This window comes from Arthrobacter sp. 179, assembly GCF_052379645.1.
Classification (GTDB): domain Bacteria; phylum Actinomycetota; class Actinomycetes; order Actinomycetales; family Micrococcaceae; genus Arthrobacter_H.
Genome location: NZ_JBQSYU010000002.1, coordinates 1 through 25576, shown reverse-complemented (window position 1 = coordinate 25576; position 25576 = coordinate 1). Strand labels below are relative to the sequence as shown.

Below are 25576 nucleotides of genomic sequence, written 5' to 3'. Positions count from 1 at the left end.
GCGCGAAGCCCCGGCCGCTGGGGCCGGGGCTTCACGCTCGGGAACTACTTGACGACGATGGCCAGAACGTCGCGGGCGGAGAGGACCAGGTACTCGGCGCCGCCGACCTTGACCTCGGTGCCGCCGTACTTCGAGTAGATGACGACGTCGCCCTCGGCGACATCGACGGGAACGCGGTTGCCGTTGTCGTCAACGCGTCCCGGGCCCACTGCCACGACCTTGCCCTCCTGGGGCTTTTCCTTGGCGGTGTCAGGGATGACCAGGCCGGAAGCCGTGGTCTGTTCCGCCTCGAGCGGCTGAACAACGATGCGATCCTCGAGAGGCTTGATGGAGACCGACATGCGGATCTCTCCTTTGCGTGAGTTACCAATGGTTACGGGGCCGTTGGGGTGTACCAACCGTCGTCGCGGTGCCAGCTGGCAAGTACCTCAGGCTTTAGCACCCGATGACTTCGAGTGCTAATACAGACTCTATGAGGTCGCTGGCACTCGGTCAAGGCGAGTGCCAAATCGTGCGACGGCGGCAGGCCTTCCATCGGGTGGGACGGTGCCGGTCTAGTCTTCGCGGCGGATCACGGTCGGGCGTTCGCCATCGGTATTCTCCAGGGGCGGCCCCTCGCTTCCCCCGGGCTGGTATCGGGGATCGACGCCGAGGCGACGATACAGGGCACCGCCAGGACGCATGTCCCGTGAGTACTGGTCCTCCCCTGCCCGTATTTTCCTGCGGGTTTCCTTGATCCAGGCGGGAAGCATGAACGAGGGCAACCAGAACATCGCGATGATGCCTATCCCCAAGGAGGGGAACAGCGTGAAAAAGATGGCTAATATGAGTAGCGGTGACCCATTGTCCAGCACCAGCGGCGAGACGCTCACCAGGGTGAACGCCACCCCGAGATATAGGGATGCCAGTCCCGGCCAGCCCGGGAACAGACCGCCTTTGAGTAGCAGCCACGCCTGGTATCGGCCACGATAGGCCTGGATTCCGGCGATCAGGTTGACCAGCCCGAACGCTGCTGCCACCCACGGCGACCATTCTTCAGCTGACATCGTCCACTTCCTCGTCGTTCTCTGTTTCTCCGGACGCAGCGTACCGCAGCACAATCCGGAGTTCGCCGCCCCCGGACCTTGAGGAAGCTAGTGAAGTTGAAGAGCCAACCCGATCTCCTGGCTCATGGTTTTCCAGACATGTGCCGAAGGCGTTGCCTGGACCTTCATGGTCCCTTCCGGGGAGCGGCCAATCGCAAAGTGTCCGGCACCCCCGGCATTAAGCCACGCCCGTTCCATGTCCAGATCCGGCATCCGAAAGCGCCACACGAACCAAGGTTCGGCCCATGCTCTCTCCAAAGCGCGATCCGCTCCCGCAGGCGGGGCCCCGGAACCCTCAACCCGGTTTTCAAAGGCCCCCATGGGAACCTGGTCCACGGTTCCCAGCACGCTCCACGCGGGCCCCAGGCCGGCCCAGGCAGCGATGGCACCGGGCAGGCTGCCCTCACGAATCACGTCCAGGCGTACGGCCCCCGACGGGACGGCGCTTTCCGTCTCACCGAGCACCAGTTGTGCGTGTGAGGGCCGCGAGGCCACCAGCACCCCTCCTCCCCCTGCCCAAGCATCAAGCTGGGTGGTTTGGGTACCGTACTGGCCTTCGATGACAAACCGTCGTCGGGCCGAATTTAGGGGAACCGACAACAGCTCGAAGGCACGGGTGAAGGTGCCGTCAGGCTCCATGAGTCCTACGGCCACTAGTTCGGCACATTCCCCGGCAGCGGCCATCACCTGCATCTTCCCCAGCCGACGCTGCCCGGCATGGTCCATGACCAGACGGAAGGCCGCATCAGTCAACACGGGGCCTGCCGGTCGATACGGCTGGATCCGGCAGACCCGGTCCACGGCTTCGGCACGGATTCCTGAGGTTTCTTGGAGGTACGAGTCCAGCGGCGGTTCACGCAGGGGTTCGGGCATCGACCCATCGGCTACTGCGTCATCGATGATCGCCCCGGCAAGGATCTCGGCGAACAGCGGAGCAATGTCCTCCTGTTGTTCCATGGTGTAGTGGGCTGCGATTTCCACGGCGTTTGCCCCGGCGAAAAACAACCAGCGGTCAACCAGTACCGTGTGTTCGTCGGTGGAGAACGTGAATAATTGTCCACGCGCAGGCCGATCAGCCACCTCCCCGCGGTCGTGTGCGATGCAATGGGAGCCGGGCACCCCACCCAGCATGCCGGCGAGCGACTGTGCGCCCAGTGCCGGAAGAGAACCGGATGTCGGATGGCTGCGCACCACGATGTTCGGCCGGAACGTATCTAGGGAGACCTCGGGATGGGCCAACACCATGGCGTCGGTCTTCCCGGCGAGCCTGACCCATTCGATCGGGCAGGGCAGGTTGACGGTCTGATGATTTTCCCGGCGCCACCTCCCCTTCGTGGTGTCGGTATTCATCGGTTCCTTCCGTCGGCATCGGGTTTCGCAGCCCGGGGCCCACCGTGTCCCCCGTTGTGGTGCCGGGCGTCGACGCCGAGGCGGCCATGAAGTGCACCACCAGGAGCGAGTGCCTGGGAGAGCCGGTCCTCGCCTGCTCGTATTCTTCTGCGGGTTTCCTTGATCCAGGCAGGAAGCATGAAGGAGGGCAGCCAGAATACCGCGATGATGCCCACGACCAGACTGGGAAATAACAGGAAGAAATGTGCCAGCTGGAGCAAGGGCGGCGCGTACCCCAGGACCAGGGGCCCCACGCCGATCAGCATGAAGGCCACCCCGAGATACAAGGAAGCCAGTCCGGGCCAGCCGGGCATCAAGGAACCCTTGAGCATCAGCCAGGCCTGGTATCGGCCACGGTAAGCCAGGATCCCGGCGATGAAATTGAGCAGCCCGAACACGAAGGACACCCAGGGGGCCCATTGTTCTGCGGTCATTTGTGGTCTCCTTGTCGTTCGTTCCGCCGGTCGGCAACGTGGCCGGACCACGCTCTGGATCCGGGCTACCCGCCTCCTCGGACGGGCTACAGGCTATCCGAACACCGAGTTCCACGCGTCGCTGATCTTATCTCCTGCGCCCTCGACGAGATCCTTGCCACCATCCCAGATGTCTTGGACGACGTTCTTGATTCCATCCCCGATTCCGGATTCGTTCAAGACCCAACTGAGGCCGATGCCGACGCCGAAACCGATCACGGTGCCCACGGGGCCACCGATCGCGGTGCCGATCGCAGCGCCCGCCATCCCGGCACCAATGTCCAGACCAACCTGGACCGTTCCCTGGACACCAGCCATTTCGCGGGCTCGGGCTGAAATTTCGTCCTCGGTCCAATCAGGGTGGTCTGCGGCCAGCTCGGCCGCGGCCTGGTCATACTCGCCCTTATAGGTGAGTCCTATCGTGGCAACGGTGGCAATCGGTCCGGCCACACGCAGGGCCTTGGTGAGCTTGCCACCATTGCGCATCGCATCTTCGAAGTCGAGGATCCGTCCCTTCACGTCCCAGAAACGAGGCCCACCCTGGGTATAGAGGGTGGAATGGGTATCGACCCGGTTCTTGTACCAATCAAAGCGCTCATAGGCCCACTGGTTGATGGGAGTCCGCATGCCGGTCCAAGCCTTCTTGGTCCCGGTATGCTCAACGTCCTGGATTTCTACCCGTGACCCCACCTGTTCTGGTCCGGTGATGAATGGTGCCCGAGTGATATTGCCGTCGACGTCGCCCACCCAATCGGCGCTCGGGGCCGTGGTGCTGTAGTCCCACAAGGGAATCCTGACTGCGGTGGGGACCGTGTAGTTGTAAATGACCGAGTCGAAGGTCGTCCAGGCGGCCATGGTGACGTAGTCACCCGCGCCCAATTCCGGTTTCAACAACCCGGCGCTTTCAATGGCCTGTCCGTCGATGCCTTCCAGCGTGGAGGAACAGTTCTCTGCCGCCTTCACCAAGTCTCCCACGAGGATATTGACGTATTCCTGAACCATGTCCGTCGTGTAGATGCCTGCGGTGACCTCCGTTCCCGCGGCCACGAGTTTATCGTGTTCGGAGATGCGCAGACGGGCCTCCGTCTTGCGGGTTTCCAACTCGCGGATCTTCGACGCGAAGTCCTCCGTGGCATCCTTGACGAGGGACGTGGCACCCTTGACTGCCGCACCGTGGGTCGTGATCAGGTCAAATAACTCTCTGACCTTTTCCTGCGCCGTCTCGGGTTTCGTGGTGAACCCCGGGTACAAGCCTTTCCACGCGGTCTCGCAATCCTCCACCTTTTCGCAGAGGTCCTTGCCCTTCTTGGCGACAGCCGAAGCAGCAGAGTCGATAGTTGCGGGCTCCGGCCAGCCCTCAAGCCCGGTCGCGTCAATGACCATACCTATTCCTCCACGGTCAGTGCGTCGTCGATGTCCAAAACAACACTCTGCTGCATTGATCCTTGTGCGCTGTCCATCATCGTGGCATCGCCTTGTTCGAAGGCCTGTACCGATTCCTCCATGCCGGTGACCGCATTGTCGATGCGTGTCCCTGCCGCTTCCGCCTGCATCGCGATCATATCGTTCCAGACCGAGGACAAAGCGGTAGTAACGGCCCGCATCTTCGCCGCTTCCATCAGGTCTTCCATCCGTCCCAAAAGTGCCTCGCGCTGAGTATCCAGGTCCTCCCGTTCACTTCTGACTTGTCGCAACGCGCCGCGCACCGTCGCCGGGACAATCTCGTACCCGTGCACACCGCTCATCTGAATCTGCCCCTCTACTCCTGATACCGGCAACCATCCGAGTTCTCAGCCGGTCCCCGAACTTACTCAGCCACCAAGATATCCGCACCTCCTGCGGCCACGCCATGGGGAGAACTCCCCATGGCGCGCACCGAGCACAGTTGACTCGTCGACCCCACTACCCTTCTTGAACGCGATCGGACGAGGCAACCGGCGACTAGGCTGGTTTCCATGCCTTCCCCCGCTCCTGCCTCGGAAAACCTTGCCACCATCCTCTCCCCCGAGGGTTTCGGTCTGCTCAATTCCCTGCCCGCCGACGCCGCGACCACCGACCAAGAGGCGTTGGAACTGAACCTGCGCCTGCGCAAGGAGGGGCACGAGGCCGAACTGGTCACCGCCGTCGTGCACCAGGCCCGTCTCCGCGCCCAGGGGACCGCCAAGCTGGGACCGTTCGCCGAACATATGATCTTCACCCGCGCCGGGCTCGAACAGGCCACCCGGCTCAATATCGCCGCCCTGCATGCCCAGCGGTTCGTGGGTGCCGGATTCTCGAAGGTGGCCGACCTTGGTTGCGGGCTGGGCGTCGACTCGATGGCCATGGCCTCGCTGGAACTGGACGTCACCGCCGTCGAACTCGATGAGACCACCGCGGCAGCGGCCACGGTGAACCTCATGCCCTGGCCCAATGCCCGCGTGGTCAACACGGATGCCACCGGCTTCGATCTGGAGGGCTTCGACGCCGTCTGGCTGGACCCGGCACGACGCACCACCTCGACGTCAGGAACCTCCCGACTGTTTGATCCCGAGGCGTTCAGCCCACCGTTGTCCCACGTCGAAGCGTTGGCCGACCGCGGGCTGCCCGTCGGGGTGAAGCTCGGCCCTGGGATCCCCCACGAATCCCTGCCGGCCACCTGCGAAGCCCAGTGGGTCTCGGTCAACGGCGATGTCACCGAGGTCACACTCTGGTTCGGCCCCCTGGCCCGGGCCGGAATCCGCCGGGCCTCCCTGGTGCTGGGCCCCGGGGGTTCCCACGAACTGACTTCGTCCACGGACCACGACGCCGGGGCTTCATTGCGCGGTGAGGTTCCCGTCGGCGACATCGAAGGCTACCTCTACGAACCCGATGGAGCGGTGATCCGGGCCGGACTGGTGGCCGAGGCGCTTGAGCAGGTCGGCGGCCACCTGGTGGACCCGCATATTGCGTACTTCTGCGCCCCTGAACACGTACAGACCCCCTTTGCCCGGGCCTACGAAGTGCTGCGGGTCCATCCTTATAACGTCAAGGCGTTGCGCATGTGGGCCAAATCCGAAGGGATCGGCGTGCTGGACATCAAGAAGCGCGGGCTCGATGTTGCGCCGGAGGAACTACGCAAGATGCTGTTGGCCGGGGTGGGCAAGAAGGCCAGGCGCCGGGCGACCCTGGTCCTCACGAGGATCGGCGATCGCCGCGTGGCCATCGAGGTCAAGCCTCTCTGAGGTTGCCGTGCCCGGTGCGCGGCGCCCGCCGCTAGACTGGGCCGGTACTCATAGCCCACCGACGTCAGGAACGCGGATGCAGATCGATTTCGCCGACTCCCGGCAGTCAACGCTCGGCGTCGAGTGGGAAGTTGCGCTCGTGGACCACCACAGCGGGGATCTGCGATCGGTGGCCCAGCAGGTCTTGGAAGGCGTTCATGCTGCCCACGGCGGGCTGGCTCCCGATGAGGAACACCCGCATGTGAAGCAGGAGCTGCTGTTGAACACGGTCGAGATCGTCACCGACGTCTGCGACACGGTCCGCCAGGCCAAGACCCAGCTCCACGAGAACCTCGGGGTCATCCGCGAGGTCACCGACCCCATGGGGATCGACCTCTATAGCGCCGGCTCCCACCCGTTCGCCTCCCCCAAGCTGCAACCGGTCACCGACCAGGAGCGCTACGCCAAGCTCATCGACCGCACCCAGTGGTGGGGCCAGCAGATGGTGATCTACGGGGTGCACGTCCACGTCGGGCTGGATCGTCGGGAGAAGGCTCTACCCGTGGTCGATGGCCTGATCAACTACCAGCCCCACTTCCAAGCCCTTTCGGCCTCCAGCCCGTTCTGGGGCGGGGAAGACACCGGCTACGCTTCCCACCGGGCCCTGATGTTCCAGCAGTTGCCCACCGCGGGACTGCCCTACCATTTCGAGACCTGGTCGCAATTCGAAGGCTACGTCGCTGACATGCTGCACACCGGCGTCATCGACGACATCTCCGAAATCCGCTGGGATGTCCGCCCGGTCCCCCGGTTCGGAACCGTGGAGATGCGGATCTGCGATGGCTTGTCCTCGCTGCAGGACATCGGGGCCATTGCCGCCCTCACCCAGTGCCTGGTGGATGACATGTCCACTACTTTGGATCACGGCGGCAGCATCGACGTGATGCCTCCCTGGCATCGCACGGAAAATAAGTGGCGGGCCGCCCGCTATGGCATGGACGCGATCATCATCCTCAATGCCGCCGGTGATGAAATGCTGGTCACCGACCACCTGATGCGAGAGCTGAACCGGTTGGAGCCGGTGGCCCGCAAACTGGGGTGCAGTGATGAACTCGCCGACGTCGAACGCATCATCCGGGGTGGAGCCGGCTACCAGTGGCAACGCAAGATCGCTGCCACCAACTCAGGGGACCTGCGCGCCGTGGTGAAAGACAACATCGCCAGAATGCACATCGCCTGAGCAGCGGGCTACAGGCTGATGGCCGACACCGGTTGGCCGGAATCGGCGGAGAATTCTAGGCCGGTGGGCTCGACCCCCTCCATCACCAGTTGTGAGGCCAGCGCCGCCACCATCGCCCCGTTGTCGGTGCATAACCCGATCCGCGGAACCCTCAATGTGATGCCGGCAGAGGTGCACCGGGCGGCAAGTAGTGCACGCAGGCGCGAGTTCGCCGCGACGCCACCACCGAGCAGAAGGTTGTCCAGCCCGTGTTCGGTGCAGGCCATGATGGCTTTTTTGGTCACCACGTCGACCACCGCTTCCTGGAAGGAGGCGGCGATGTCCGCCACCGGGAGTTCTACGCCGCGGGCCCGGTACTGCTCCACGCAACGGGCCACCGCGGTCTTGAGTCCCGAGAACGAAAAATCGTAGCGGTGTTTTCCCGGGGATTCGGCGGTACCGGTGAATTTCGGCAGCGAAAGCCCGCGGGGGAAGCGGATGGCTTTCGGGTCGCCCTCACGGGCGATCGTGTCGATAACAGGTCCGCCCGGATAGCCCAACCCCAGGAGTCGGGCCACCTTGTCGTACGCTTCTCCGGCAGCATCATCGATGGTGGCCCCGAGCAGCTCCACATCGGAGGCCAGCGAATTCACCCGCAGGATCTCGGTATGTCCCCCGGAGACCAGCAAGGCACCCAGCCGGTCGGGTAGAGCCCCGCCGTCGAGCACCCCCACCCCCACATGGGCTACCAAATGGTTGATGGCATACAGCGGTTTCCCCGAGGCCAGGGCCAAGGCTTTTGCTGCGGCCACTCCGACCATGAGCGCCCCGGAGAGACCGGGGCCCGAGGTGACGGCGAGCGCGTCGACGTCGGCCAGGCGCACGCCGGCAGTGGAGAGGGCTTCCTCCAGTGTCGGCACGAAGGCCTCCAGGTGGGCCCGGGAGGCGATTTCGGGGATGACACCGCCAAAGCGGACGTGTTCGTCCATGGAGGAGGAGACCGTGTTGGCCAGTAGTTCGGCGCCCCGGACGATCCCGATACCGGTTTCGTCGCAGGAGGATTCAATGCCCAGAACCAGGGGTGCCACGGAAGTCATGGCTCCAGTTTAGTGTCTTGAACTGGGATCATGCCCCTCCTGCGGACTGGCGGGGCCGGGCGGCACGGTAGCCGATGCCACGGACCGTTTCGATCCAGCGGGGCGCCTTCGCGTTGTCCGCGAGCTTGCGCCGAAGGTTCCCGATGTGGACTTCCACGCTGCGCTCGTCTGCTTCGGAGACGAACGTACCGGCGTCGGCATCCTCATCACGCAGTCTTCTAACCAGTGAAGTCTTGGTCCGTACCGTGCGCCCGCCAACCAGAATGGCTTGGAGCAAGGCGAACTCGGTAGGGGTCACTGCGATCTCCGTGCCCTCCGCTTCAATGCAGTAGGAGGCAGAATCCAGCACCAATCCATTGAGGCCCACAGACGTTGTCGACGCCTCCGGTTCTCTTGCGGCCACTTGCTGGCCCGATAGTGGTTCGGCGACAGCTGGCGCGGCTGGTGCGCCCGTCGTTGCCGAGGTTTCACCGTATACCCGGTGACGTTCTCGACGGCGCATGATGGCTTCGACCCGGGCCCTCAGTTCCCGGGGGCTGAAGGGCTTGGTCAGGAAGTCATCCGCTCCTGTCTCTAGCCCCAAAATCGTGTCGATCTCATCCGTTCGGGCGGTCAGCATGACGATATGGGCATCTGAACTGTACCGGATCCTGCGAGCCACTTCGAAACCGTCGATATCGGGCAGGCCCAGGTCCAACGTGACCAGATCGGGTGCATGCCGTTTCACCAGTTCCACGCCGTCGTTTCCCAATGCCGTGGCGTGAACAACGAATCCGGATTGCGACAGCACGGCCTCCAAAAGTCCCCGGATATCTTCGTCATCCTCGACAACGACGGCCACGCGATGTTCCTGCACAACGAACTCCCCAGTATCGACGGCGATGCGAGCCTTCAGTCTATCGTCGGAGCCTGTGCCCTGCGGCACAGATCGGGCTCCGGTACCCCGTAGGCTGATTGGGTGAACGAACGCGTTGATGCACCAGCCCGTCCCCTCTCCCCTGCCGCTCGCCTCCGACGCGTTCTGCGCATCGGCTTCCTCCGTGAACCTCTTCCCGCAATGGGAGCCCGGGGGCTCGCCTCGGTGAACCAGCTCCCCTCGGCGATTGCCGCACTCATCGTCATCGTCCTCTTTTTGGTGGCCGATACTCAGGCGGCGCTCTCGGCCCCCGGTGTGTGGATCGGCTTTGTCGCCATAGCTGCTGCTACCGTCGCCGCATCCGTGCTGCCGTGGACGCGCTGGCCCGAGCCAGTCGTGCTCCTCGTACCGCTGATGGACATGCTGGCCTTCTTCGTGATGTCGCTCGCTGGCTTTAAGACCTTGACCGGTATTTCGATTCTGATGGCCCTGCCGTTGTTCTGGTTGGCGTGGTCCCGTTATCGGACCGGCCTCGTTCTGGCGGTCTCTTTCCTCCTGCCACTCGGCGTGGTCTGGGGCCAGACGATCCTCGCGGGTTCGGAGCTTTCAACAAAAGCCCTCATCAAACCGCTGCTAGTCCCCGTCGTTCTCTTTGCCTTCACGATGACCATTGCCGTCATGTCCCTGGCCGTCGCCCGGGCCCAAAGGAGCGCTCGCCGCGCGCTGGAGAAGGCGGAAAGACACGCGGTGCTAGTCAACACGGTCCTCAATACAGCCAACGTCGGCGTCGTCGTGGTCGACGAAGGCGGCCACGATCTGATGATGAACGACACCCAGCGAACCATCCACGACTCCCTCATCCCCGAGGACGATAGTGATCCGAATGAGGCGGGGCTGTTGATCTTCGGTGCCGACCGGACCACACCGCTACCGGCGGACCAGCGCCCGGTCCGCCGCGCAGTCCTCGGAGAGGACTACTCGGGCCAACTGGTCTGGGGAGGCCGACCAGAGGCAATGCGCGCGTTCAACGCCTCCGCCAGCCAGATGCTCCTCGATGGCCAACACCAGGGAGCGGTGATCGCCTTCCACGACGTCACCGACCTTCTGGAGGCCCTCGCTGCCAAAGACCAATTCCTGGCCACGGTGAACCACGAACTGCGTACCCCGCTGACCTCCATCGTCGGATACTTGGAGATGGCCTCCGAGTCCGCGGATCTTGACCCAGCGGTGAAGGTGTATCTGCGAGTGGCCGAACGCAATGCCGAACGCTTACTGGCCCTCGTGGGGGATTTGCTCGATGCCGCCGCCGGCAAAGTGGAGATCTCGAGGAAACCGGTGGATCTCACGGAAGTGCTCGAGGGTTGCCTGCCCACGCATAGCGCGCGTGCTGAACGGCTGGCTGTCAGTTTGAGCGCCAAGGTGACGAACCGACTTGATCTGCTCGGCGACGAGCGGCGACTCGGACAGATCGTGGACAACCTGCTCTCCAACGCACTCAAATACACCCCTGCAGGCGGCTCCGTCAACGTCTCGACGTATCGCTCCGAGACCGGCGATCCGATACTGGAGGTCACGGATACGGGTCAGGGCATGACCGTAGACGAGCTGGGACGCCTCTTCACCCGTTTCTACCGCACCGATACGGTCCGGAGGTCCGCCATCCCGGGGGCGGGTCTGGGGCTGGCGATCACCAAGGACCTGGTGGAGGAACACGGTGGATCGATCAGCGTCAGCAGCGAGCCGGGGATCGGCAGCACGTTCAAGGTGCAGTTCCCCGACCTAGATATTCAAACTTAGAACGCCGTCACGAGATGATTTTTGGTCCCTAACCACAAGAAGCCTTGATATTGCCCAAGAATCGCATATCTACCGTGACTGTCTTCTGGACTGGTTCGGTGGCGATCCCCAGATACGAGGGAGTCAGGGAAAGGGAGAAGCTGGTCGTTTTCAACCACTCACTAGTCACGGGGAGCTTGGCGGTCGCTTGTCCGCCTTTGTTGACTTTCACCTTTTCGGTATGAACTGTCTGCGCCACATCAATGATGGTCACTTCTACTAGATCTGCATCCACGGGAGGGGTGAAGGCGACATTCAGGATGCCTTCGCTCTTCGGCCAATTAAAGTCAGGAGAACACTTCACTGATGCGCCTGCCATCAATTGCGGTGCCCATACGCCGGTAGTCACGCTGGTGACTGCCGTGCCGTTTTGGCTCCACAGGGCATGTGCACCGGTCCCGGTAATACCCATGATGACGACAACGGCATACACGATGGCTGCCAGACGTACTCGTGAGGACTTGCGGGTGGTTTCCGTGACGGTCGCGGAGGCCTGCTTGCAGCTCATCGGGAGACCCTTTCGTGGCGGCTGCGTCCACGCGGACGCGGCCCATCTATTGAATGGACGGTGCGGGTTGAACGGACCACCGGTGGTGTTTCGAGTTCAGGCCACGAGTGGCCGAGTGAAACAGCGGGGTCGGCAGCAACATCCGGGTTCGCCATGGCTTCGTTCTCAGTCAGGGTCTGCTCGCCGGCCGCCTCTGCCGGTTTGCTGGACTTCCGCCGCCGGGTCAGGATTCCGCCAACCACGTTCCACCCGCCGTAGCCGATGAGGGCCAGGGCGGCGATCTGTGCGCCCAGACCGCGGTCCTGGTTGCCCAGCCAGTTCGCCAGAAACCCTGCGTAGGGCACGGCGTAGAAGAGTTTCCCGCGGACCTGGACCTCACGAACAGGTTCCTCGTCGGGCAGGGAGTTGTTGTCCCCCTGGGTGATCAACAAGGTATTTCCCTGCTGGTCGGCACTGGTCGAAACGATGCGGTGGGTGATCACGTCGGCTTGCCCGGATTCGAGCTGGTAGGTGATCACATCCCCCACCGAGAGGTCTCCGAACGCCGCCGGCCGGGAGATCAGCAAGGTCCCTGGGGGAAGATGAGGCCGCATCGAGTTGGTCAGTACGGAGTAGGTCTGCGAGCTGGTCGCCATCGGCACGATAATCAGTACCGCCGCAGCGAAGACAGCAAGAACCAGCGCGACGAGACTCAATGCGCTGCCCAGCAGGGAGGTCGTGGAGCCGTGGTTCGTGGTTTTCGAAGCTGCGTGCTGTGCCATGGTGTCCTTCACTGTGGGGTCCAACGGGGAACGAGTGGGTGGGGCTCAGAGTTGGGTGGCTGCGAGCTTGACGCTGACACTGTTCGTCTGCCCGCCCGACGTTGCCGGGACTTTGTCCTGCAAGGTCACCTTCACGCACAGGGTGGCTTGGCCATTTTGCGCCAAGTCAACGGTGGCACTGGTCTGCCCGGAGCAGTTGCCCGTCGTGGAAATCCCGGCCGTTGCCGCCAATCCGGGGGTCTTCGCCCCGGAAACGACGGCTGGCGAAGCCGTGAGCCGAATCCTGAACGCGCCACTGCCGGCGTTGGTCGCATTCGTGACAGCAACCGGCAGAGTGCGGCTCTCCCCTGGTTGCAGGTTGGTGACTGCCGGAAGGGTGACCGTCGCTGGCGCGCCGTTGGCGGATAGGCGTTGCTCGTTCCCCGAGGCGGTCTTGAGCAAGACCGCGAAGTCCGCAGCCTGGACCGTCCCAGCCCCCGACCCGGTAGCGGTGTTCCACACGGCAAGGCTTCCCTGCACGCTGCCGAGGGCAAGAACGACGGAGACAATGAGCAGTGCTGCTGTCTTCAGCGCCGACGTCGTTCTCATGTGATCCTCCCGGACCTTCGGTGGTGTGGCGTGCTTCGGTGTGATGGGCCGCGACGCGGTCCTAGTCGCTGGAGGAGGCGATCTGGTCCAGCTTGTAGCCGACCTTGCTGAAGTCGTACTTCGCGTTCGTGTCGCTCAGGCCGGAGGTGCTGGCCTTGAAGTCGAAGGTCACCGAGGCGGTGTAGCGGCCGTCCTGGGTCAGCTCCTGGCCGATCACGCTCTTGCTAGAAGAGTCCTTGATGTCCACGGCACCGACGGTGTAGTTCGCAGCGTTGAAGGTTCGGTCCCCGGTCAGCGCGGTATCTGTGACGCTGAGCTGTGCCTTCAGCAGGTCCCCCGTCAGAGTGACTTCGACCGGCTGAGTGAACTTCAGCGAGTCCCCCGGAACGATCTTGTAGGTTCCGTCCTTGACCTTGGCGGTGACGTTGGTTCCGGCAGAGTTCGTCCAGGAGGCCGCTTCGGCCTTCAGTCCCATGTCCCCGGAGACGATCGTTCCGGCGTTTGCCTGGGCGCTGGTGTTCCACACGGCCAGCGATCCACCTCCACCGATCAATAGTGCAACGCCGAGTCCGGTGGCCAGTGCACCCTTGGTCATCTTGTTCATGGTGTCTCCCTCATAACCGCTACCGGCGACCTGTTTCCCCGGCTGTTGGAACCAGCATCATCGGGGTGCATCAAGAACAGCCCCTGAGTTGACAAAAGTTTTACACAAGATCAGCGCTGCCGTGTCGTGCCTGATCTTGAGCAGATCTTGAGCATTGCTTGAGCGGTTTCGGTAGGAGCGAGGCCCAACATGGGAGCATGACCGACAACCACCGTCCGGAGCGCTCGGGGCCCAGCGGGCGGGTCTGCCCGTCAGTGCTCTGGGCCTTGGCCGATCAGGTGGGCGAGGGCGAAGCCGCGGCCTTCATGGACCGGTTCATCGGACTGTGGCCCCAGCGGTGCCACCGCCTGCACCGGGCGGTGAATCAGCACGACGCCGAAGCAGGACTGGATGCGGCGCTTTCACTGAGCACCGCCGCCTCCATGGCGGGAGCCAGCAGTTTGGGGGCTCTCGCTTCGCGCCTGCATGAGGGGATTTCCTCGGCAAGCACCCCAGATGCGTGGCGGGATGTGGTGGCCATGTTGGACGAGCTCGATCAGTTGGGCAACGAAACGATCTCCGACATCGACCGGCTGCGTCGGAGCCTCATGTCCGCCGACGAAAAAGGCCACGGCTGATCAACGGCCGGACAGGCTCAGCCCCTCAGGCCCAGTTTCATGATCCTGGCGTCCACACCGCCGGGATAGTATCCGCGCCGGGTGTGGATATGCTCGAACCCTAGATGTTCATAAAGTCCCTGGGCGCGGGGATTATCGGCACGCACCTCCAACAGGACATCCTTCGCTCCACGTTCGGTGGCCTCGGAGATGAGTCCACGCAGCAGCGTGGATCCGATCCCGCGCCCCTCGTAGGCGGGAAGGACGGCAATGGTCTGGACATCGGCCAAGGGCAGCACGCACATCATGCCGCAGTAGGCCACAATCCGCCCTTCGTCCTCCGCCACCCAGTAGCGTCGGGTTCCGGTCTGCCTCAACTCCTCGTGGAACATGCGCAACGGCCAGGCGTCCTCGGGGAAGAGCTCTCGTTCCATCTCCCACACGGCCGGGATATCTGCTTCGGTCATCTCGCGGAACTTCATGAGGCAGGGGTCCCCTTCATCTGCCGCGGCACCTTGGCATCGGATTCGCGCAGGTACAAGGGGGTGGTGGACAGCAGCTCCTGGCCCCGGCCCAGGACCCGGATGGCCCAGGCGCCCAGCGAGGCTGCCGCGGGCCGGCGCTCGGCGAAGCCAGGATCCCCCCTCGCCCCGACGGCTTCCAACCGTTCCGCATACAGCCCGGCTCCGGCACCGTGCATCGGCAGTGCCGGCAGGGTCTCCGCGGTTCCGACCTGTGGCCCATCAACCAGTTCCCCAGCTGCTGTGTAACGGGCCCAATACAGTTCCTTGCGCCGGGCGTCGATGGCGACACAGAATTCGCCGTCACCTGCTGCGGCCCGGCCACCACGTTCCCTTTCGGACATCACGTCCCAGGCGATCGCGTCCAGACTCATGACCCCGTGGACGGGTATTCCCCAGACGAAACCCAGGGTGCGGGCGGTGGCAATGCCCACACGCAACCCCGTGAAGGGCCCGGGGCCGACACCGACGACGATGCCATCCAGTTCGGTGCCGGCAATCCCCGCCTCGGTCAGCAAGGAGTCGATGCCGGGGGCCAGGACCTCGGAGTGGGTGTTCGTTTCCGTGGTTTCGAAGGAGGCGAGCACCTCGGAGGGACGGTCGGTGGAAGGTTGCGAGAGCACTGCCGCGGAGGCAGCTGCGGACGTATCTATGGCCAGAATGAGCACCGGTCCATCGTATGCCGGTCCGGCCCCACCTGTCAGCCGGGCTCTCAGGCGGCCCACACCATCCGCTCTTCCAATGCATCGAAGTCGGCGATGAAGTGGCTGAAATGATCCAGCGTGCAGGTCGCCGCAATTTCCAGTGTGGTCGCCCCGGCGTCGATGACCCACCGCCGGGTGAACAGGGCCACCCCACGATGCCTGTGGGTGAGATCCATCCTCCACGCCTGCTGGCCGGCCATGGTGGAGGCGGCCTCCTCGATGATGTGCAGCCCCTCGATCCCCTCCAGCAGGTCCCGGGAGGGGTATTCGACGGCGATGATCGTGCTGGGCAGTGCCGTGGATTCGGGGCGTCGGGAATCAAGCTCCCTGCTGATCGAGTCCAGGATGTCCAGCCCGTGGACGGTGACCGGCACAGCGTCGCTGCCCACGAACAGTTGGGTGTGTTCCGCTGGCGGCGGGGCTCCGGTATGAAAAGCCAGAAAGCGGCATCCCGCGGTCTCGATCTGCTGCCAGCCCGCTGGCAGCTGCGCGCTGATCTTCAACATTTCCGTCCGGCTTCCATCCGATCCACCCTAGGGCGGCGGCCCGGAACCCGCGATGGGGAGAACTCCCCATCCGGTGGCTTCAGAACAGTCGGTGGTCCGCCCATCGGGGCCCGAAGGCGGCAATGGTCAGGGTCCGCGGATCCTCGTCCTCTGTTTCGGAGTAGTCCAGCACGAGTTCGCCGCCCGGTTCGGCCATGGTTTCGCCGGTGGCACGCAGCAGGGCGATCTCCAGGCGTGAGTCGCTGAGCTGCTCGGCTTTACCGGCGCCCCATTCGATCACGGTGACCGCCGATTCCAGGCTCTGGTCCAGGTCCAAGTCGTCGAGTTCGGCGGCCGTTCCGAGGCGGTAGGCGTCCACGTGGACCAGATCGGCGCCGCCACGGGTGGAGGGGTGGATCCGTGAGAGCACAAAGGTCGGCGAAATGATCCCCGACCGCACCCCCAAACCGGCACCCAGTCCTTGGGTGAACGTCGTTTTCCCGGCACCGAGTTCACCGTTGAGCAGGATCAGGTCCCCGGCTTCCAGCTGTTCTCCCACGTTGGCTGCCAGTTCTTGGGTCGCCGTCGCCGACTGGGCGGTCAGCTCGACGGTCCAGACCGGGAGGGTCCCCACTGCCGGTTCAGCCATCGGCTGGCCCCCATGAGCCCTCAACGTAGACCCGCGGGACGCGTTGGGAGACCCGAGTGACGATCTCGTAGTTGATGGTGCCCGCCGCGGTGGCCCAGGCATCGGCTGCTGGCCCGTCACCGCCGAACAAGACGGCTTCGGTTCCCACCAGGGATTCAGGGTCCTCGAGGGGACCCAGGTCAACAACGAACTGGTCCATGGCGATCCTGCCGCGGCTGGGTAAGACTCGTCCGCCCACCAGCACCGGCGCCTCCACCGCTGAACGCGGTACCCCGTCACCGTAACCGAGCGGGATGAGCCCCAGCGTCGTGGCTTCCCCCGTGCGGTAGGTCAGCCCGTAGGACACCCCCTGGCCCTTCGGCACCTTCTTCACGTTCGTGACCCGGGCGACCAAGCGCATGGCAGGGCGCAACCCCAACTCAGCCGAACTCTGGTCAGCGAAGGGGCTCAGCCCGTACATGCCCAAGCCCAGGCGGACCAGGTCGAAGTGCGCATCCGGACGGGACAGAATGGCCGGGGTGTTCGCCGCATGCCTGACCTCGAGGTCGAAACCTGCGTCTTCTGCCAGGCTGACGGCTTCACGGAAGGCCGCCAGTTGTTCATCGGTCTCTTCGCGGTCAGGTTCATCGGCAACGGCCAGGTGGGTGAAGACCCCCACAACGCGCAGCAAGCCTTCTTCTTGGTAGGCATTTGCGGCGCCGAGTAGTTCATCCCAGCGGTCCGGCGGGCAACCGTTGCGGCCCAGACCGGTATCGATTTTCAGATGCACCCGGGCGGGCAGCTCGGCCTGTTGGGCTGCCGCAGCGATGTATTCCAGTTCCCAGCCGCTGGAAACTCCCAGGTCGATATTGGCGGTGATGGCTTCGGCGAACGGAGAGTCGACGGTGTGCAGCCACGCCAACAGCGGCGCCGTCACGCCGGCAGCGCGGATGGGTAGCGCCTCACTGATGTGGGCGGCCCCGATCCACCCGGCTCCTGCCTGCAGGGCAGCCTGGACGACGGGGATCGTTCCGTGGCCGTAGGCATCGGCTTTCACCACCGCCATCACGGTGGCCGGCGCCGCCAATTCGATCACCCGCTTGACGTTGTCTCGGATGGCCGAGAGGTCGATTTCGGCGCGGCGTTCGAAGCCGGGGGCAGTCCCGGGACTTCCGGCAACGCCGGGCCCGGTGAGGGGGTCAAGGTTCGCAGTCACGGTTCCATTCTCGCACTTGGCCTGCGGCCGCGGGCTCAGCGAGGCGTCTCAGTGCAGCAATTCCAGCAGGTAGGCCCCGTATCCGCTCTTGAGAAGCGGGCGGGCCAGCGCTTCGAGCTCGGCATCGGAAATGAACCCCTGCCGCCATGCGATCTCTTCCGGGGCGCTGATCTTCAGCCCCTGCCGGGCATCCACCGTGCGAATGTAGTTCGACGCATCGTTCAGTGATTCGAAGGTCCCGGTATCTAGCCACGCCGTACCGCGGGCCAGCACGGAAACCTGCAGCTGGCCCATCTCCAGGTAGCGTCGGTTGACGTCGGTGATCTCCAGTTCCCCGCGAGGCGATGGTTTCAGCCCCGAGCGATCTCCACGACCTGGTGGTCATAAAAATACAGTCCCGGGATCGCATATTTGCTGCGCGGTTTCTCGGGTTTCTCCTCCAGCGAGACGGCCCGGCCCGTGGTATCGAATTCGACGACACCGTAGGCGGTCGGATCGGCCACCTGGTACCCGAAGATGGCAGCGCCTTCCAGGTCAGCGAGCTTCTGCAGCTGGGCACCGCGATACACTGGGCTCGGCGGGCTGCGACAGCGAGTTCCTATCCCCCCTAAAGGTCCCCGCCAGCTTGGATGCGGATCCGGGCCACCGGTTTCAGTCCCGGGGACCACTTCGCAGCCCTGCGCAGCTATCTGGACCCCACCGTGGACGAGCCCCGCTAAGTCCTCGACCCACCCAGTCGGCCACGGTCACGTGTCGACAGCACCCTTCGCACAACACGTCGTTTCAACGGCTTTCCGTCAGGTGTCGTTAGCATGGTCAAAGCCCCTCAAGGTACGGCCCCAACAGTTAGGCGCAAATGACGCTCAAGATTTCAGTGATCGGTACAGGATACCTCGGCGCAACCCATGCCGCGTGCATGGCCGAGCTCGGTTTCGACGTCATCGGCGTGGATGTGGACCCGCAGAAGATCGAGCGTCTCTCCGTTGGCGATCTGCCCTTCCATGAGCCCGGTCTGCCGGAGCTGCTGGTCAAACATGTCCAATCGGGGCGTTTACGTTTCACGACCGACTATGCCGAGGTCGGGGGATGGGCCGATGTTCATTTCATCGGTGTCGGCACTCCTGAGCGGATCGCCGATGGCGGGGCGGATATCAGTTTCGTCGATGCCGCCGCCCGGTCGTTGGCACAGCACATCACCCGAGACGCGCTCGTGGTGGGCAAGTCCACCGTTCCTGTCGGCACCGCCCGCCGGCTGGCCGAACTGCTCGCCAGGGAATCCCGCGAAGGTGTCGAGCTCGAGGTGGCGTGGAACCCCGAATTCTTGCGTGAGGGTTTTGCGGTGAAGGATACGTTGGCTCCGGGGCGGCTGGTGTTCGGCGTCGAATCCGCACAGGCCACTGACCAGCTGTGTGAGGTCTACGCCCAGGCGCTAGGCCAGGACACTCCACTGATCGTCACCGACTTCGAGACCGCCGAGCTGGTCAAGGTCGCTGCCAACGCGTTCCTGGCCACCAAGATCTCCTTCATCAACGCCTTCTCCGAGGTCACCGAAACCGTGGGCGGAGACATCCGCACCTTGGCCGACGCCTTGGGCTACGACGAGCGCATCGGCCGCAAGTTCCTCAACGCCGGGATCGGTTTCGGTGGGGGCTGCCTGCCCAAGGACATCCGCGCCCTCCAGACCCGGGTCAGCGAACTCGGGCTGAACCACACCATGGATTTCCTGCATAACGTCGACGACATCAATCTGCGCCGTCGCGATCGAGTCGTCTCCTTGGCACATCAGATCCTCGATCATGAGGTGGTTGGGCGACGGATTGCCGTCTTGGGTGTGGCCTTCAAACCCGATAGCGACGATGTCCGGGACTCCCCCGCGCTGGATGTGGCCGGCCGACTCTTCAACGACGGCGCCGAGGTCATCGTCTACGACCCGCAGGGCAATGAAAATGCCCGACGCCGGTTCCCCCGGCTGGGATACGCGGACTCCGTTGCCGAGGCAACCCAGGATGCCGACCTGGTCCTTCTGCTCACCGAATGGAAGGAATTCAAGGAGCTGACGCCCGCTGATCTTCGCCCCAGGGTCCGCGGCATGCGGCTGATCGACGGACGCAATGTCCTAGACCATGGGCAGTGGACGGAGGCCGGCTGGACCGTAGCCGCCTTGGGCAGGATGTTCCCGGACCCCGCAGGGCAACTCTAGAAGCTGCCCTGCCCGGCGACCCGCGCCAACTGACCGGCCCCGAATCCCCCGTGCTGGCCGGCCACCCGAGCCGCGTCCCCGTGACGGTAGGCGGCCGTGGCGGCCAGTTCGACCAGTGCCCGGGTTCCCCCGCCGGCATGGGAGGTGGCCAACATGGCCCCCAGCATTCCGGTGAGGACGTCACCACTGCCTGCGGTGGCCAATGGCGCCGGCCCGTTGAGGTTGATGATGGTGTAGCCGTCGGGGGCCACACAGATCGTCGTATGCCCCTTGAGCAACACCACCGAGGAGTAGCCGACAGCCGCCCAGCGGGCCCACCGGACAGGATCCTCGCTGATATCTGCCGCGGTGACCCGGACACCGACCCGAACCAGCAGGTCTTCCAGTTCCCCGACGTGTGGGGTGAGGATGAGCCGGGCATGGCCCTGGCCCGGCTGCAAGGTCCGGAGGGCGCTCGCGTCGACGATGGCAGGAAGTCCCGCCCCGAGCACCTGCTCGACGGCGGCGAGCTGGGCTGGGTCGTCATCGATCCCTGGTCCCATGGCCCAGGCATCGACCCGGACATCGGCTCCGTCTGCCGGCACGGCTTCGGGCACCGCCTGGGTGATGAGCTCGGCGGCACGTTCGGGGGCCAGCGTGCGCAACATCCCCACCGAGGTGTTCACCGCAGCGGTGGCCGCCAGGACGGCGGCCCCCGGGTAGCGTGGCGACCCGGCGATCAGCCCCAGCACTCCGCGCGAATACTTATGGTCTTGGGATGTTGGCCGCGGTGTGGCGGCCTCGGCGTCCGTTGAGGTGAGAACCCGCAGGTCGGGTTGGCCCAGAAGGTCTTCAAGACCGATGTCGACGACCTCGATGTTTCCTGCCAATCGTCGACCTGCCCCGACGCAGAGCCCGGTTTTCAGGGCACCGAAGGTGACCGTCAGGTCGGCGGCAAGGACCCCGTCGGAGGCGGCACCGGTATCGGCATCGACCCCCGAGGGCAGGTCGCAGGCGACCACAGGTACATCTGCGGGGATCTCCGGCAGTGCGATGGCACCCCGGGCTCCGGTGCCCAGAACAGCGTCAATGACCAGGTCCACGTCGGCCAACGCCTCACTGGCTTCACGGAAGCGGCGCGCCTGAGCTCGGGCGCTCGAATCGGGGGTCCCCCCGCCGGATACGACCCGGCCCCCGGAACGTGTGAAGGCCTCCAGGCCCTCAGGGTGGGCGTGCCCGCCCAACAGGATGGCGGTGCAGGCCACTCCCCGCCCGGCCAGCCGTGCCATCGCGTAGAGGCCGTCGCCACCGTTGTTGCCGGTGCCGATCAGGGCGGCGACATGGGCACCGTAGACGCCCCCGTAGCGGGCACGCAGCAGGGCCATGATGTGGTGGGCCAGCCCGTGGGCCGCCCGACGCATCAGGGATGCCCCGTCCTGCCCTTGGAGGAGCCCGGCCTCGGCAGCACGGATCTGGGTTCCGGTATAGGCATTAATCATGTTCTAACGCTCCGCAATGACCATGGCCGTGGCCAGGTCTCCATCGTGGCTGAGGGATAAGTGCCAATGACGGACACCCTTGGCTTCAGCGACCTCGGCCACCGTGCCGTCGATCTTCACTTGTGGGGCACCTGCGGCGTCCATGACGACCTGGCAATGCTGCCAGTTCATGCCGGCCGGAGCACCGAGAGCTTTCGCGACCGCTTCCTTCGCGGCGAAGCGTGCCGCCAACGACCGCATGTTCAGCGCGCGCTCTGCCGGCACAAAAAGTCGCTCACATAACGCCGGGGTTCGTTCCAATTGCGTCGTGAAACGGGAAACCTGCACGACGTCCACTCCAATGCCCACAATCATTCCCCCAGCCTATCGGTTTCGGAGTCCTCATATGGTGGTCATGCGCAGGTGACGCGCGCTATCGCTGAACCGGTTCCAGGCGTAGCGTCGCTGACATACCTGCCGGCCGCCATCGTGCCGGAAGAGCAGCCCACGAAAGGACCACCGATGAGCGCGAATATTGCCCGCGAACTTCTACGCGACGGATTCGATCGTGTGGCGCAGACCGTCCGTTCGGTCACCAGCGGTACCGATGCCAGCGTTCTGCTGTATCAGCCCGACCCCCAGTCGAATCATGCCGCTTGGCTGATCTGGCATCTGACCCGTGTGCAGGACGACCATATGGCGGACCTCGCTGCCGTGCTCGGCGGTGCCGAGGCTCCCTCCCCCGGTGCGGCACAGCACATCCCAGCGGGGCAATTATGGCTCGAACATGGCTGGGCGCATCGCCTGGCGCTGCCCTATGCGGAGTCGGACACCGGGTTCGGACATGACGCCGAACAAGTCCGGGCCTTCGACAACGGCGATTCGGGCCTTCTCTCCGCCTACCATCAGGCGGTCCACGACCGCACCCTGCAGATCCTCGAGTCCCTCGGTAGCGGGGACTTCGAACGGATCGTCGATACGCGGTGGGAGCCTCCGGTGACGGCCGCCTCCCGTTGGGTGAGTGTTCTCAACGACACCACCTAGCATGCCGGTCAGGCAGCCTATGTGCGCGGACTCGCCGAACGGGCGTTGGGGTAGGTGATCAGCGAAGGAGCCCGGTGCATGAACACGTCGGGCTCCTTCAGCGGGTGCGGATCTGCCTACTCGACCGTGACGGACTTCGCCAGGTTGCGGGGCTGGTCGACGTCAAAGCCCTTGGAACTGGCCAGTTCACAGGCAAAGAGCTGCAGCGGCACGGTGGCCAGCAGCGGCATCAACAACGTCGGAGTCTCCGGAACGTAGAAGACAAATTCGGCGTAGTCCCTGACTGCTTCGTCCCCGGATTCGGCGATCACCAAGGTCTTGGCTCCTCGCGCCCTGACCTCCTGGATATTAGAGACGACCTTCGAATGCAGTGAATGCCGTCCCCGCGGGGAGGGCACGACGACGAATACCGGTTGGCCGTCATCGATCAGCGCGATGGGCCCGTGCTTCAGCTCGCCCGCGGCGAAACCTTCGGCGTGGATGTAGGCGATCTCCTTGAGCTTCAAGGCCCCTTCCATGGCTACCGGGTAACCGACATGGCGTCCCAGGAACAGCACCGAGCTGGCCTCGGACATCGACCGGGCCAGCGTCTTGATCTCCTCCGCCCGGTCGAGGATGTCCTGGATCTTGGCGGGGATGTCCTGCAGGTCGGCCAGGATGTCCTTGATTTGGCCGGTGAACAGGTTGCCGCGCAACTGGGCCAGATAGAGTCCCAGCACGTAGGTGGCGGTGATCTGCGCCAGGAAGGCCTTGGTCGAGGCCACGGCGATCTCGGGGCCGGCGTGCGTGTACAGCACGGCGTCTGACTCGCGCGGGATCGTGGAACCGTTGGTATTGCAGATCGACAGCGTCTTGGCCCCTTGTTCGCGCGCATAGCGCACGGCCATCAACGTATCCATGGTCTCCCCCGACTGGGAGATGGAGACGATCAGGGTGTTGGCGTTCACGATCGGGTCCCGATACCTGAACTCGTGGCTGAGTTCGACCTCCACGGGGATGCGGCACCAATGTTCGATCGCGTACTTGGCGACGGAGCCGGCATAGGCGGAGGTTCCACAGGCCAGCACGATGATCTTGGAAATATCGGCCAGCTCCGCGGAATCGATCCGCAATTCGTCGAGGGTCATCCGGCCCTCGACGTCGTACCGGCCCAGGAGGGTATCGGCGACGGCGGCCGGCTGGTCGAAGATCTCCTTCTCCATAAAGGAATCGAATCCACCCTTTTCCGCGGCTGCCGCGTCCCAATCAACATGGAATTCGGTGCCTTCGGCAGGGTTGCCTTCAAAGTCGGTGATGACGTGATGATCCGGGGTGATGGTGACCACCTGGTCCTGCCCCAGTTCCACCGCACGCCGGGCGAAGTCAATGAAGCCGGAGACGTCGGAGCCCAGGAAGTTCTCGCCCTCCCCGAGCCCGAGGACCAGAGGCGAGTTCCGTCGTGCGGCCACGACCACGCCGGGCTGGCTTTCATGGATGGCCAACAGAGTGAACGCGCCTTCGAGTCGCTGGCAGGCCAGCTGCATGGAGCGGGCCAGATCCCCGCCCCCGGCGTGAGCGTAGATATCGCCCAGCAGCACGGCGGCAACCTCGGTGTCGGTTTCCGAGTCGAAGACATGGCCAGCGGCGAGGAGTTCGGCGCGCAAATCTGCAAAATTTTCGATGATGCCATTGTGGATGACGGCCAGCTTCCCGCCGTCGGCCAGATGCGGGTGAGCATTGACGTCGGAGGGTCCACCATGGGTGGCCCACCGGGTGTGGCCGATGCCGGTCAGCGACGGCGGCAGCGGACGGGCTTCGAGTTCGCCGATCAGATTGGCCAGCTTGCCGGCCTTCTTGCGCGATTCGAGCCCTGCTTCTCCGATCACCGCGATCCCTGCGGAATCGTAGCCACGGTATTCCAACCGGCGCAGCCCCTCCAGAACCACGTCAAGGGCCCCATGGTTACCGGTCGTTTTTTCTGGACGGCCTACATAGCCAACAATTCCACACATGCGCACAAGAATACCGCGCCGAAGAACCGATATTGATCATTTCCGGCCCCCGAAACGAGTGGCCGCCACGGCTGGTGGCTGCGCTCCGGTTTGGGAATACGAGGACCTGCTTGGCACAATTCAGTGGTGAGCGCCCCCCGAGACCACGACGCCGGAGTCTCCCCTTTTGTGGAACTGGACCGGCAGACCTGGGCACGACTGTCCAACGAGATCACCCAACCGCTCGACGAGGGGGATCTGATCAGGCTCAGTGGGTTGGGTGAAAAACTTGATCTCAAGGAGATCAAGGACGTCTACCTTCCCCTCTCCCGCCTGCTGAACCTCTATGTGCAGGCAGCCGGACAGTTACATCAAGCCACGAACACCTTTTTGGGCGAATCGACCCGCCGCACCCCCTTCGTCATCGGCGTTGCCGGTTCCGTGGCCGTCGGGAAGTCCACAACGGCCCGCGTACTCCAGGAGATGTTGCGCCGGTGGCCGGATACCCCCAATGTCGAGTTGGTGACCACCGACGGGTTCCTGCACTCCAACGAAGTGTTGGAACGCCGCGGGCTGATGCATCGCAAGGGGTTTCCTGAGGCCTACGACCGGCGGGCCTTGCTCCGTTTCGTTTCGGCGGTGAAGTCCGGTGCCGAGGAGGTTCGTGCCCCCTGGTACTCACATCTGACGTACGACATCGTCCCCGGCAAGGAAGTCGTCGTTCACCGCCCCGACGTGCTCATCGTGGAGGGACTGAACGTGCTGGCCCCAGCCCAGGTCAGAAGCGATGGGACGGCCGGTTTGGCGCTCAGCGACTTTTTCGATTTCTCCGTCTACGTTGACGCCCAGACCCAGGCGATCGAGAACTGGTACGTCAAGCGGTTCATGAAACTGCGCAGCGGCGCCTTCGCGGATCCTGCCTCGTACTTCCACCGGTACTCCAGCCTGTCCGACGATGAAGCCCGCGAAACCGCGTTGGGGATCTGGCGCCGGATCAACGAACCAAACCTCCGGGAGAATGTCCTTCCCACCCGTGGCCGCGCCCAGTTGGTGCTCACCAAGGACAGCAAACATTCGATCCGTCGGATGCTGCTGCGCAAGATCTGACTTAGCCTTGATCCACCGACCTGCCATGAGGGCCCGGGACGCTCTTTGAACTC

27 protein-coding genes and 1 pseudogene are annotated in these 25576 nt (G+C 64.1%); 7 read left to right on the top strand and 21 right to left on the bottom strand.

Translation table 11 applies throughout. The features are described 5' to 3' along the window. Positions 1-44: 44 nt before the first annotated feature. The 6 genes from groES to ACT3UE_RS01760 all read right to left on the bottom strand — a co-directional run bounded on the left by groES (position 45) and on the right by ACT3UE_RS01760 (position 4692). Positions 45-341 carry a co-chaperone GroES gene (gene groES / locus ACT3UE_RS01785; protein ID WP_087000407.1) on the bottom strand — a complete coding sequence of 99 codons (297 nt, stop codon included), beginning with the start codon at positions 339-341 and terminating at the stop codon, positions 45-47. A gap of 213 nt (positions 342-554) precedes the next feature. Then, on the bottom strand, positions 555-1046 hold the full coding sequence (locus ACT3UE_RS01780; RefSeq protein WP_444566131.1) for a hypothetical protein: 492 nt from the start codon (positions 1044-1046) through the stop codon (positions 555-557). Positions 1047-1133: 87 nt separating this feature from the next. Further along, positions 1134-2435 (bottom strand): hypothetical protein, encoded by a 1302-nt coding sequence (locus tag ACT3UE_RS01775; protein ID WP_444566130.1) that lies wholly within the window; start codon positions 2433-2435, stop codon positions 1134-1136. Then, positions 2432-2908, bottom strand: a complete 477-nt coding sequence (locus ACT3UE_RS01770) for a hypothetical protein (protein ID WP_444566129.1) — start codon at positions 2906-2908, stop codon at positions 2432-2434. Before ACT3UE_RS01770 ends, ACT3UE_RS01775 begins: the two co-directional genes overlap by 4 nt. A 93-nt stretch (positions 2909-3001) precedes the next feature. Beyond that, complete coding sequence (locus ACT3UE_RS01765; protein WP_444566128.1) at positions 3002-4330, bottom strand: hypothetical protein; 1329 nt, start codon at positions 4328-4330, stop codon at positions 3002-3004. A gap of 2 nt (positions 4331-4332) precedes the next feature. Further along, a complete protein-coding gene (locus ACT3UE_RS01760) occupies positions 4333-4692 on the bottom strand; it encodes a DUF6507 family protein (protein ID WP_444566127.1) in 360 nt (119 codons plus the stop codon). A 210-nt stretch (positions 4693-4902) separates the two neighbouring features. Here ACT3UE_RS01760 and ACT3UE_RS01755 point away from each other — a divergent pair, with 210 nt between their 5' ends. Beyond that, a complete protein-coding gene (locus ACT3UE_RS01755; RefSeq protein WP_444566126.1) occupies positions 4903-6147 on the top strand; it encodes a class I SAM-dependent methyltransferase in 1245 nt (414 codons plus the stop codon). Positions 6148-6223: 76 nt separating this feature from the next. Next, positions 6224-7366: a glutamate--cysteine ligase gene (locus ACT3UE_RS01750; protein WP_444566125.1), complete on the top strand. Its 1143-nt coding sequence runs from the start codon at positions 6224-6226 to the stop codon at positions 7364-7366. An 8-nt stretch (positions 7367-7374) separates the two neighbouring features. Here the strand turns inward: ACT3UE_RS01750 and tsaD are convergent, their stop codons facing one another. Together tsaD and ACT3UE_RS01740 are read right to left on the bottom strand one after the other, a co-directional pair. Further along, positions 7375-8442 carry a tRNA (adenosine(37)-N6)-threonylcarbamoyltransferase complex transferase subunit TsaD gene (gene tsaD / locus ACT3UE_RS01745; protein ID WP_444566124.1) on the bottom strand — a complete coding sequence of 356 codons (1068 nt, stop codon included), beginning with the start codon at positions 8440-8442 and terminating at the stop codon, positions 7375-7377. 28 nt (positions 8443-8470) lie between these two features. Continuing rightward, positions 8471-9298 (bottom strand): response regulator transcription factor, encoded by an 828-nt coding sequence (locus ACT3UE_RS01740; protein WP_444566235.1) that lies wholly within the window; start codon positions 9296-9298, stop codon positions 8471-8473. Between the two features lie 102 nt (positions 9299-9400). On the opposite strand from ACT3UE_RS01740, the gene ACT3UE_RS01735 reads away from it, so the two are divergent. Continuing rightward, positions 9401-11095 (top strand): sensor histidine kinase, encoded by a 1695-nt coding sequence (locus ACT3UE_RS01735; protein WP_444566123.1) that lies wholly within the window; start codon positions 9401-9403, stop codon positions 11093-11095. Between the two features lie 28 nt (positions 11096-11123). On the opposite strand, the gene ACT3UE_RS01730 is transcribed toward ACT3UE_RS01735, so the two are convergent. The 4 genes from ACT3UE_RS01730 to ACT3UE_RS01715 all read right to left on the bottom strand — a co-directional run bounded on the left by ACT3UE_RS01730 (position 11124) and on the right by ACT3UE_RS01715 (position 13595). Continuing rightward, the gene (locus ACT3UE_RS01730; RefSeq protein ID WP_443427938.1) at positions 11124-11642 is read right to left on the bottom strand and encodes a hypothetical protein; all 519 of its coding nucleotides are present in this window, start codon (positions 11640-11642) and stop codon (positions 11124-11126) included. After that, positions 11639-12403: a signal peptidase I gene (locus ACT3UE_RS01725; protein ID WP_444566122.1), complete on the bottom strand. Its 765-nt coding sequence runs from the start codon at positions 12401-12403 to the stop codon at positions 11639-11641. Before ACT3UE_RS01725 ends, ACT3UE_RS01730 begins: the two co-directional genes overlap by 4 nt. 45 nt (positions 12404-12448) lie before the next feature. Then, complete coding sequence (locus ACT3UE_RS01720) at positions 12449-12991, bottom strand: hypothetical protein (protein WP_444566121.1); 543 nt, start codon at positions 12989-12991, stop codon at positions 12449-12451. A 61-nt stretch (positions 12992-13052) separates the two neighbouring features. Then, positions 13053-13595, bottom strand: coding sequence for an alternate-type signal peptide domain-containing protein (locus ACT3UE_RS01715; protein WP_443427935.1), 543 nt, complete (start codon positions 13593-13595; stop codon positions 13053-13055). Between the two features lie 197 nt (positions 13596-13792). Between ACT3UE_RS01715 and ACT3UE_RS01710 the strand changes: the two genes are divergently transcribed. Then, positions 13793-14212 (top strand): hypothetical protein, encoded by a 420-nt coding sequence (locus ACT3UE_RS01710; RefSeq protein ID WP_301497614.1) that lies wholly within the window; start codon positions 13793-13795, stop codon positions 14210-14212. 17 nt (positions 14213-14229) lie between these two features. Here ACT3UE_RS01710 and rimI read toward each other — a convergent pair whose 3' ends face one another. The 6 genes and pseudogenes from rimI to ACT3UE_RS01680 form a co-directional block, all read right to left on the bottom strand. Next, entirely contained in the window at positions 14230-14673 is a 444-nt protein-coding gene (gene rimI / locus ACT3UE_RS01705; RefSeq protein ID WP_301497615.1) for a ribosomal protein S18-alanine N-acetyltransferase, read from the bottom strand. Then, positions 14670-15380: a tRNA (adenosine(37)-N6)-threonylcarbamoyltransferase complex dimerization subunit type 1 TsaB gene (gene tsaB / locus ACT3UE_RS01700; RefSeq protein ID WP_444566120.1), complete on the bottom strand. Its 711-nt coding sequence runs from the start codon at positions 15378-15380 to the stop codon at positions 14670-14672. Before tsaB ends, rimI begins: the two co-directional genes overlap by 4 nt. Before the next feature lie 44 nt (positions 15381-15424). Then, a complete protein-coding gene (locus ACT3UE_RS01695) occupies positions 15425-15922 on the bottom strand; it encodes a hypothetical protein (protein ID WP_443427934.1) in 498 nt (165 codons plus the stop codon). 79 nt (positions 15923-16001) lie between these two features. Further along, on the bottom strand, positions 16002-16550 hold the full coding sequence (gene tsaE / locus ACT3UE_RS01690) for a tRNA (adenosine(37)-N6)-threonylcarbamoyltransferase complex ATPase subunit type 1 TsaE (RefSeq protein WP_443427933.1): 549 nt from the start codon (positions 16548-16550) through the stop codon (positions 16002-16004). Continuing rightward, positions 16543-17745, bottom strand: a complete 1203-nt coding sequence (alr, locus tag ACT3UE_RS01685; RefSeq protein ID WP_443427932.1) for an alanine racemase — start codon at positions 17743-17745, stop codon at positions 16543-16545. The genes tsaE and alr overlap by 8 nt, the downstream gene beginning before the upstream one ends. A 48-nt stretch (positions 17746-17793) precedes the next feature. Further along, positions 17794-18305: pseudogene (locus tag ACT3UE_RS01680) on the bottom strand (sugar nucleotidyltransferase); the annotation flags it as partial. 296 nt (positions 18306-18601) lie between these two features. Here ACT3UE_RS01680 and ACT3UE_RS01675 point away from each other — a divergent pair. After that, a complete protein-coding gene (locus ACT3UE_RS01675) occupies positions 18602-19945 on the top strand; it encodes a UDP-glucose dehydrogenase family protein (protein ID WP_444566119.1) in 1344 nt (447 codons plus the stop codon). Here the strand turns inward: ACT3UE_RS01675 and ACT3UE_RS01670 are convergent. After that, positions 19942-21423 carry an NAD(P)H-hydrate dehydratase gene (locus tag ACT3UE_RS01670; protein WP_443427931.1) on the bottom strand — a complete coding sequence of 494 codons (1482 nt, stop codon included), beginning with the start codon at positions 21421-21423 and terminating at the stop codon, positions 19942-19944. The two genes, ACT3UE_RS01675 and ACT3UE_RS01670, sit on opposite strands and share 4 nt — an antisense overlap. A gap of 3 nt (positions 21424-21426) precedes the next feature. Further along, entirely contained in the window at positions 21427-21777 is a 351-nt protein-coding gene (locus ACT3UE_RS01665) for a holo-ACP synthase (RefSeq protein ID WP_087000362.1), read from the bottom strand. Between the two features lie 147 nt (positions 21778-21924). On the opposite strand from ACT3UE_RS01665, the gene ACT3UE_RS01660 reads away from it, so the two are divergent. Beyond that, on the top strand, positions 21925-22446 hold the full coding sequence (locus ACT3UE_RS01660) for a DinB family protein (RefSeq protein ID WP_444566118.1): 522 nt from the start codon (positions 21925-21927) through the stop codon (positions 22444-22446). 116 nt (positions 22447-22562) lie between these two features. Here ACT3UE_RS01660 and glmS read toward each other — a convergent pair whose 3' ends face one another. After that, on the bottom strand, positions 22563-24437 hold the full coding sequence (glmS, locus tag ACT3UE_RS01655) for a glutamine--fructose-6-phosphate transaminase (isomerizing) (RefSeq protein ID WP_444566117.1): 1875 nt from the start codon (positions 24435-24437) through the stop codon (positions 22563-22565). A gap of 126 nt (positions 24438-24563) precedes the next feature. Here glmS and coaA point away from each other — a divergent pair, with 126 nt between their 5' ends. Further along, positions 24564-25523, top strand: a complete 960-nt coding sequence (gene coaA, locus ACT3UE_RS01650; RefSeq protein ID WP_443348885.1) for a type I pantothenate kinase — start codon at positions 24564-24566, stop codon at positions 25521-25523. The last annotated feature ends 53 nt before the right edge of the window (positions 25524-25576 follow it).

What these genes read in the sequence shown, in the direction of transcription:
- groES (WP_087000407.1), bottom strand. Translation starts at nt 341, where the DNA reads ATGTCGGTCTCCATCAAGCCTCTCGAGGATCGCATCGTTGTTCAGCCG.
- ACT3UE_RS01780 (WP_444566131.1), bottom strand. Translation starts at nt 1,046, where the DNA reads ATGTCAGCTGAAGAATGGTCGCCGTGGGTGGCAGCAGCGTTCGGGCTG.
- ACT3UE_RS01775 (WP_444566130.1), bottom strand. Translation starts at nt 2,435, where the DNA reads ATGAATACCGACACCACGAAGGGGAGGTGGCGCCGGGAAAATCATCAG.
- ACT3UE_RS01770 (WP_444566129.1), bottom strand. Translation starts at nt 2,908, where the DNA reads ATGACCGCAGAACAATGGGCCCCCTGGGTGTCCTTCGTGTTCGGGCTG.
- ACT3UE_RS01765 (WP_444566128.1), bottom strand. Translation starts at nt 4,330, where the DNA reads ATGGTCATTGACGCGACCGGGCTTGAGGGCTGGCCGGAGCCCGCAACT.
- ACT3UE_RS01760 (WP_444566127.1), bottom strand. Translation starts at nt 4,692, where the DNA reads ATGAGCGGTGTGCACGGGTACGAGATTGTCCCGGCGACGGTGCGCGGC.
- ACT3UE_RS01755 (WP_444566126.1), top strand. Translation starts at nt 4,903, where the DNA reads ATGCCTTCCCCCGCTCCTGCCTCGGAAAACCTTGCCACCATCCTCTCC.
- ACT3UE_RS01750 (WP_444566125.1), top strand. Translation starts at nt 6,224, where the DNA reads ATGCAGATCGATTTCGCCGACTCCCGGCAGTCAACGCTCGGCGTCGAG.
- tsaD (WP_444566124.1), bottom strand. Translation starts at nt 8,442, where the DNA reads ATGACTTCCGTGGCACCCCTGGTTCTGGGCATTGAATCCTCCTGCGAC.
- ACT3UE_RS01730 (WP_443427938.1), bottom strand. Translation starts at nt 11,642, where the DNA reads ATGAGCTGCAAGCAGGCCTCCGCGACCGTCACGGAAACCACCCGCAAG.
- ACT3UE_RS01725 (WP_444566122.1), bottom strand. Translation starts at nt 12,403, where the DNA reads ATGGCACAGCACGCAGCTTCGAAAACCACGAACCACGGCTCCACGACC.
- ACT3UE_RS01720 (WP_444566121.1), bottom strand. Translation starts at nt 12,991, where the DNA reads ATGAGAACGACGTCGGCGCTGAAGACAGCAGCACTGCTCATTGTCTCC.
- ACT3UE_RS01715 (WP_443427935.1), bottom strand. Translation starts at nt 13,595, where the DNA reads ATGAACAAGATGACCAAGGGTGCACTGGCCACCGGACTCGGCGTTGCA.
- ACT3UE_RS01710 (WP_301497614.1), top strand. Translation starts at nt 13,793, where the DNA reads ATGACCGACAACCACCGTCCGGAGCGCTCGGGGCCCAGCGGGCGGGTC.
- rimI (WP_301497615.1), bottom strand. Translation starts at nt 14,673, where the DNA reads ATGAAGTTCCGCGAGATGACCGAAGCAGATATCCCGGCCGTGTGGGAG.
- ACT3UE_RS01695 (WP_443427934.1), bottom strand. Translation starts at nt 15,922, where the DNA reads ATGTTGAAGATCAGCGCGCAGCTGCCAGCGGGCTGGCAGCAGATCGAG.
- tsaE (WP_443427933.1), bottom strand. Translation starts at nt 16,550, where the DNA reads ATGGCTGAACCGGCAGTGGGGACCCTCCCGGTCTGGACCGTCGAGCTG.
- ACT3UE_RS01675 (WP_444566119.1), top strand. Translation starts at nt 18,602, where the DNA reads ATGACGCTCAAGATTTCAGTGATCGGTACAGGATACCTCGGCGCAACC.
- ACT3UE_RS01670 (WP_443427931.1), bottom strand. Translation starts at nt 21,423, where the DNA reads ATGATTAATGCCTATACCGGAACCCAGATCCGTGCTGCCGAGGCCGGG.
- ACT3UE_RS01665 (WP_087000362.1), bottom strand. Translation starts at nt 21,777, where the DNA reads ATGATTGTGGGCATTGGAGTGGACGTCGTGCAGGTTTCCCGTTTCACG.
- ACT3UE_RS01660 (WP_444566118.1), top strand. Translation starts at nt 21,925, where the DNA reads ATGAGCGCGAATATTGCCCGCGAACTTCTACGCGACGGATTCGATCGT.
- glmS (WP_444566117.1), bottom strand. Translation starts at nt 24,437, where the DNA reads ATGTGTGGAATTGTTGGCTATGTAGGCCGTCCAGAAAAAACGACCGGT.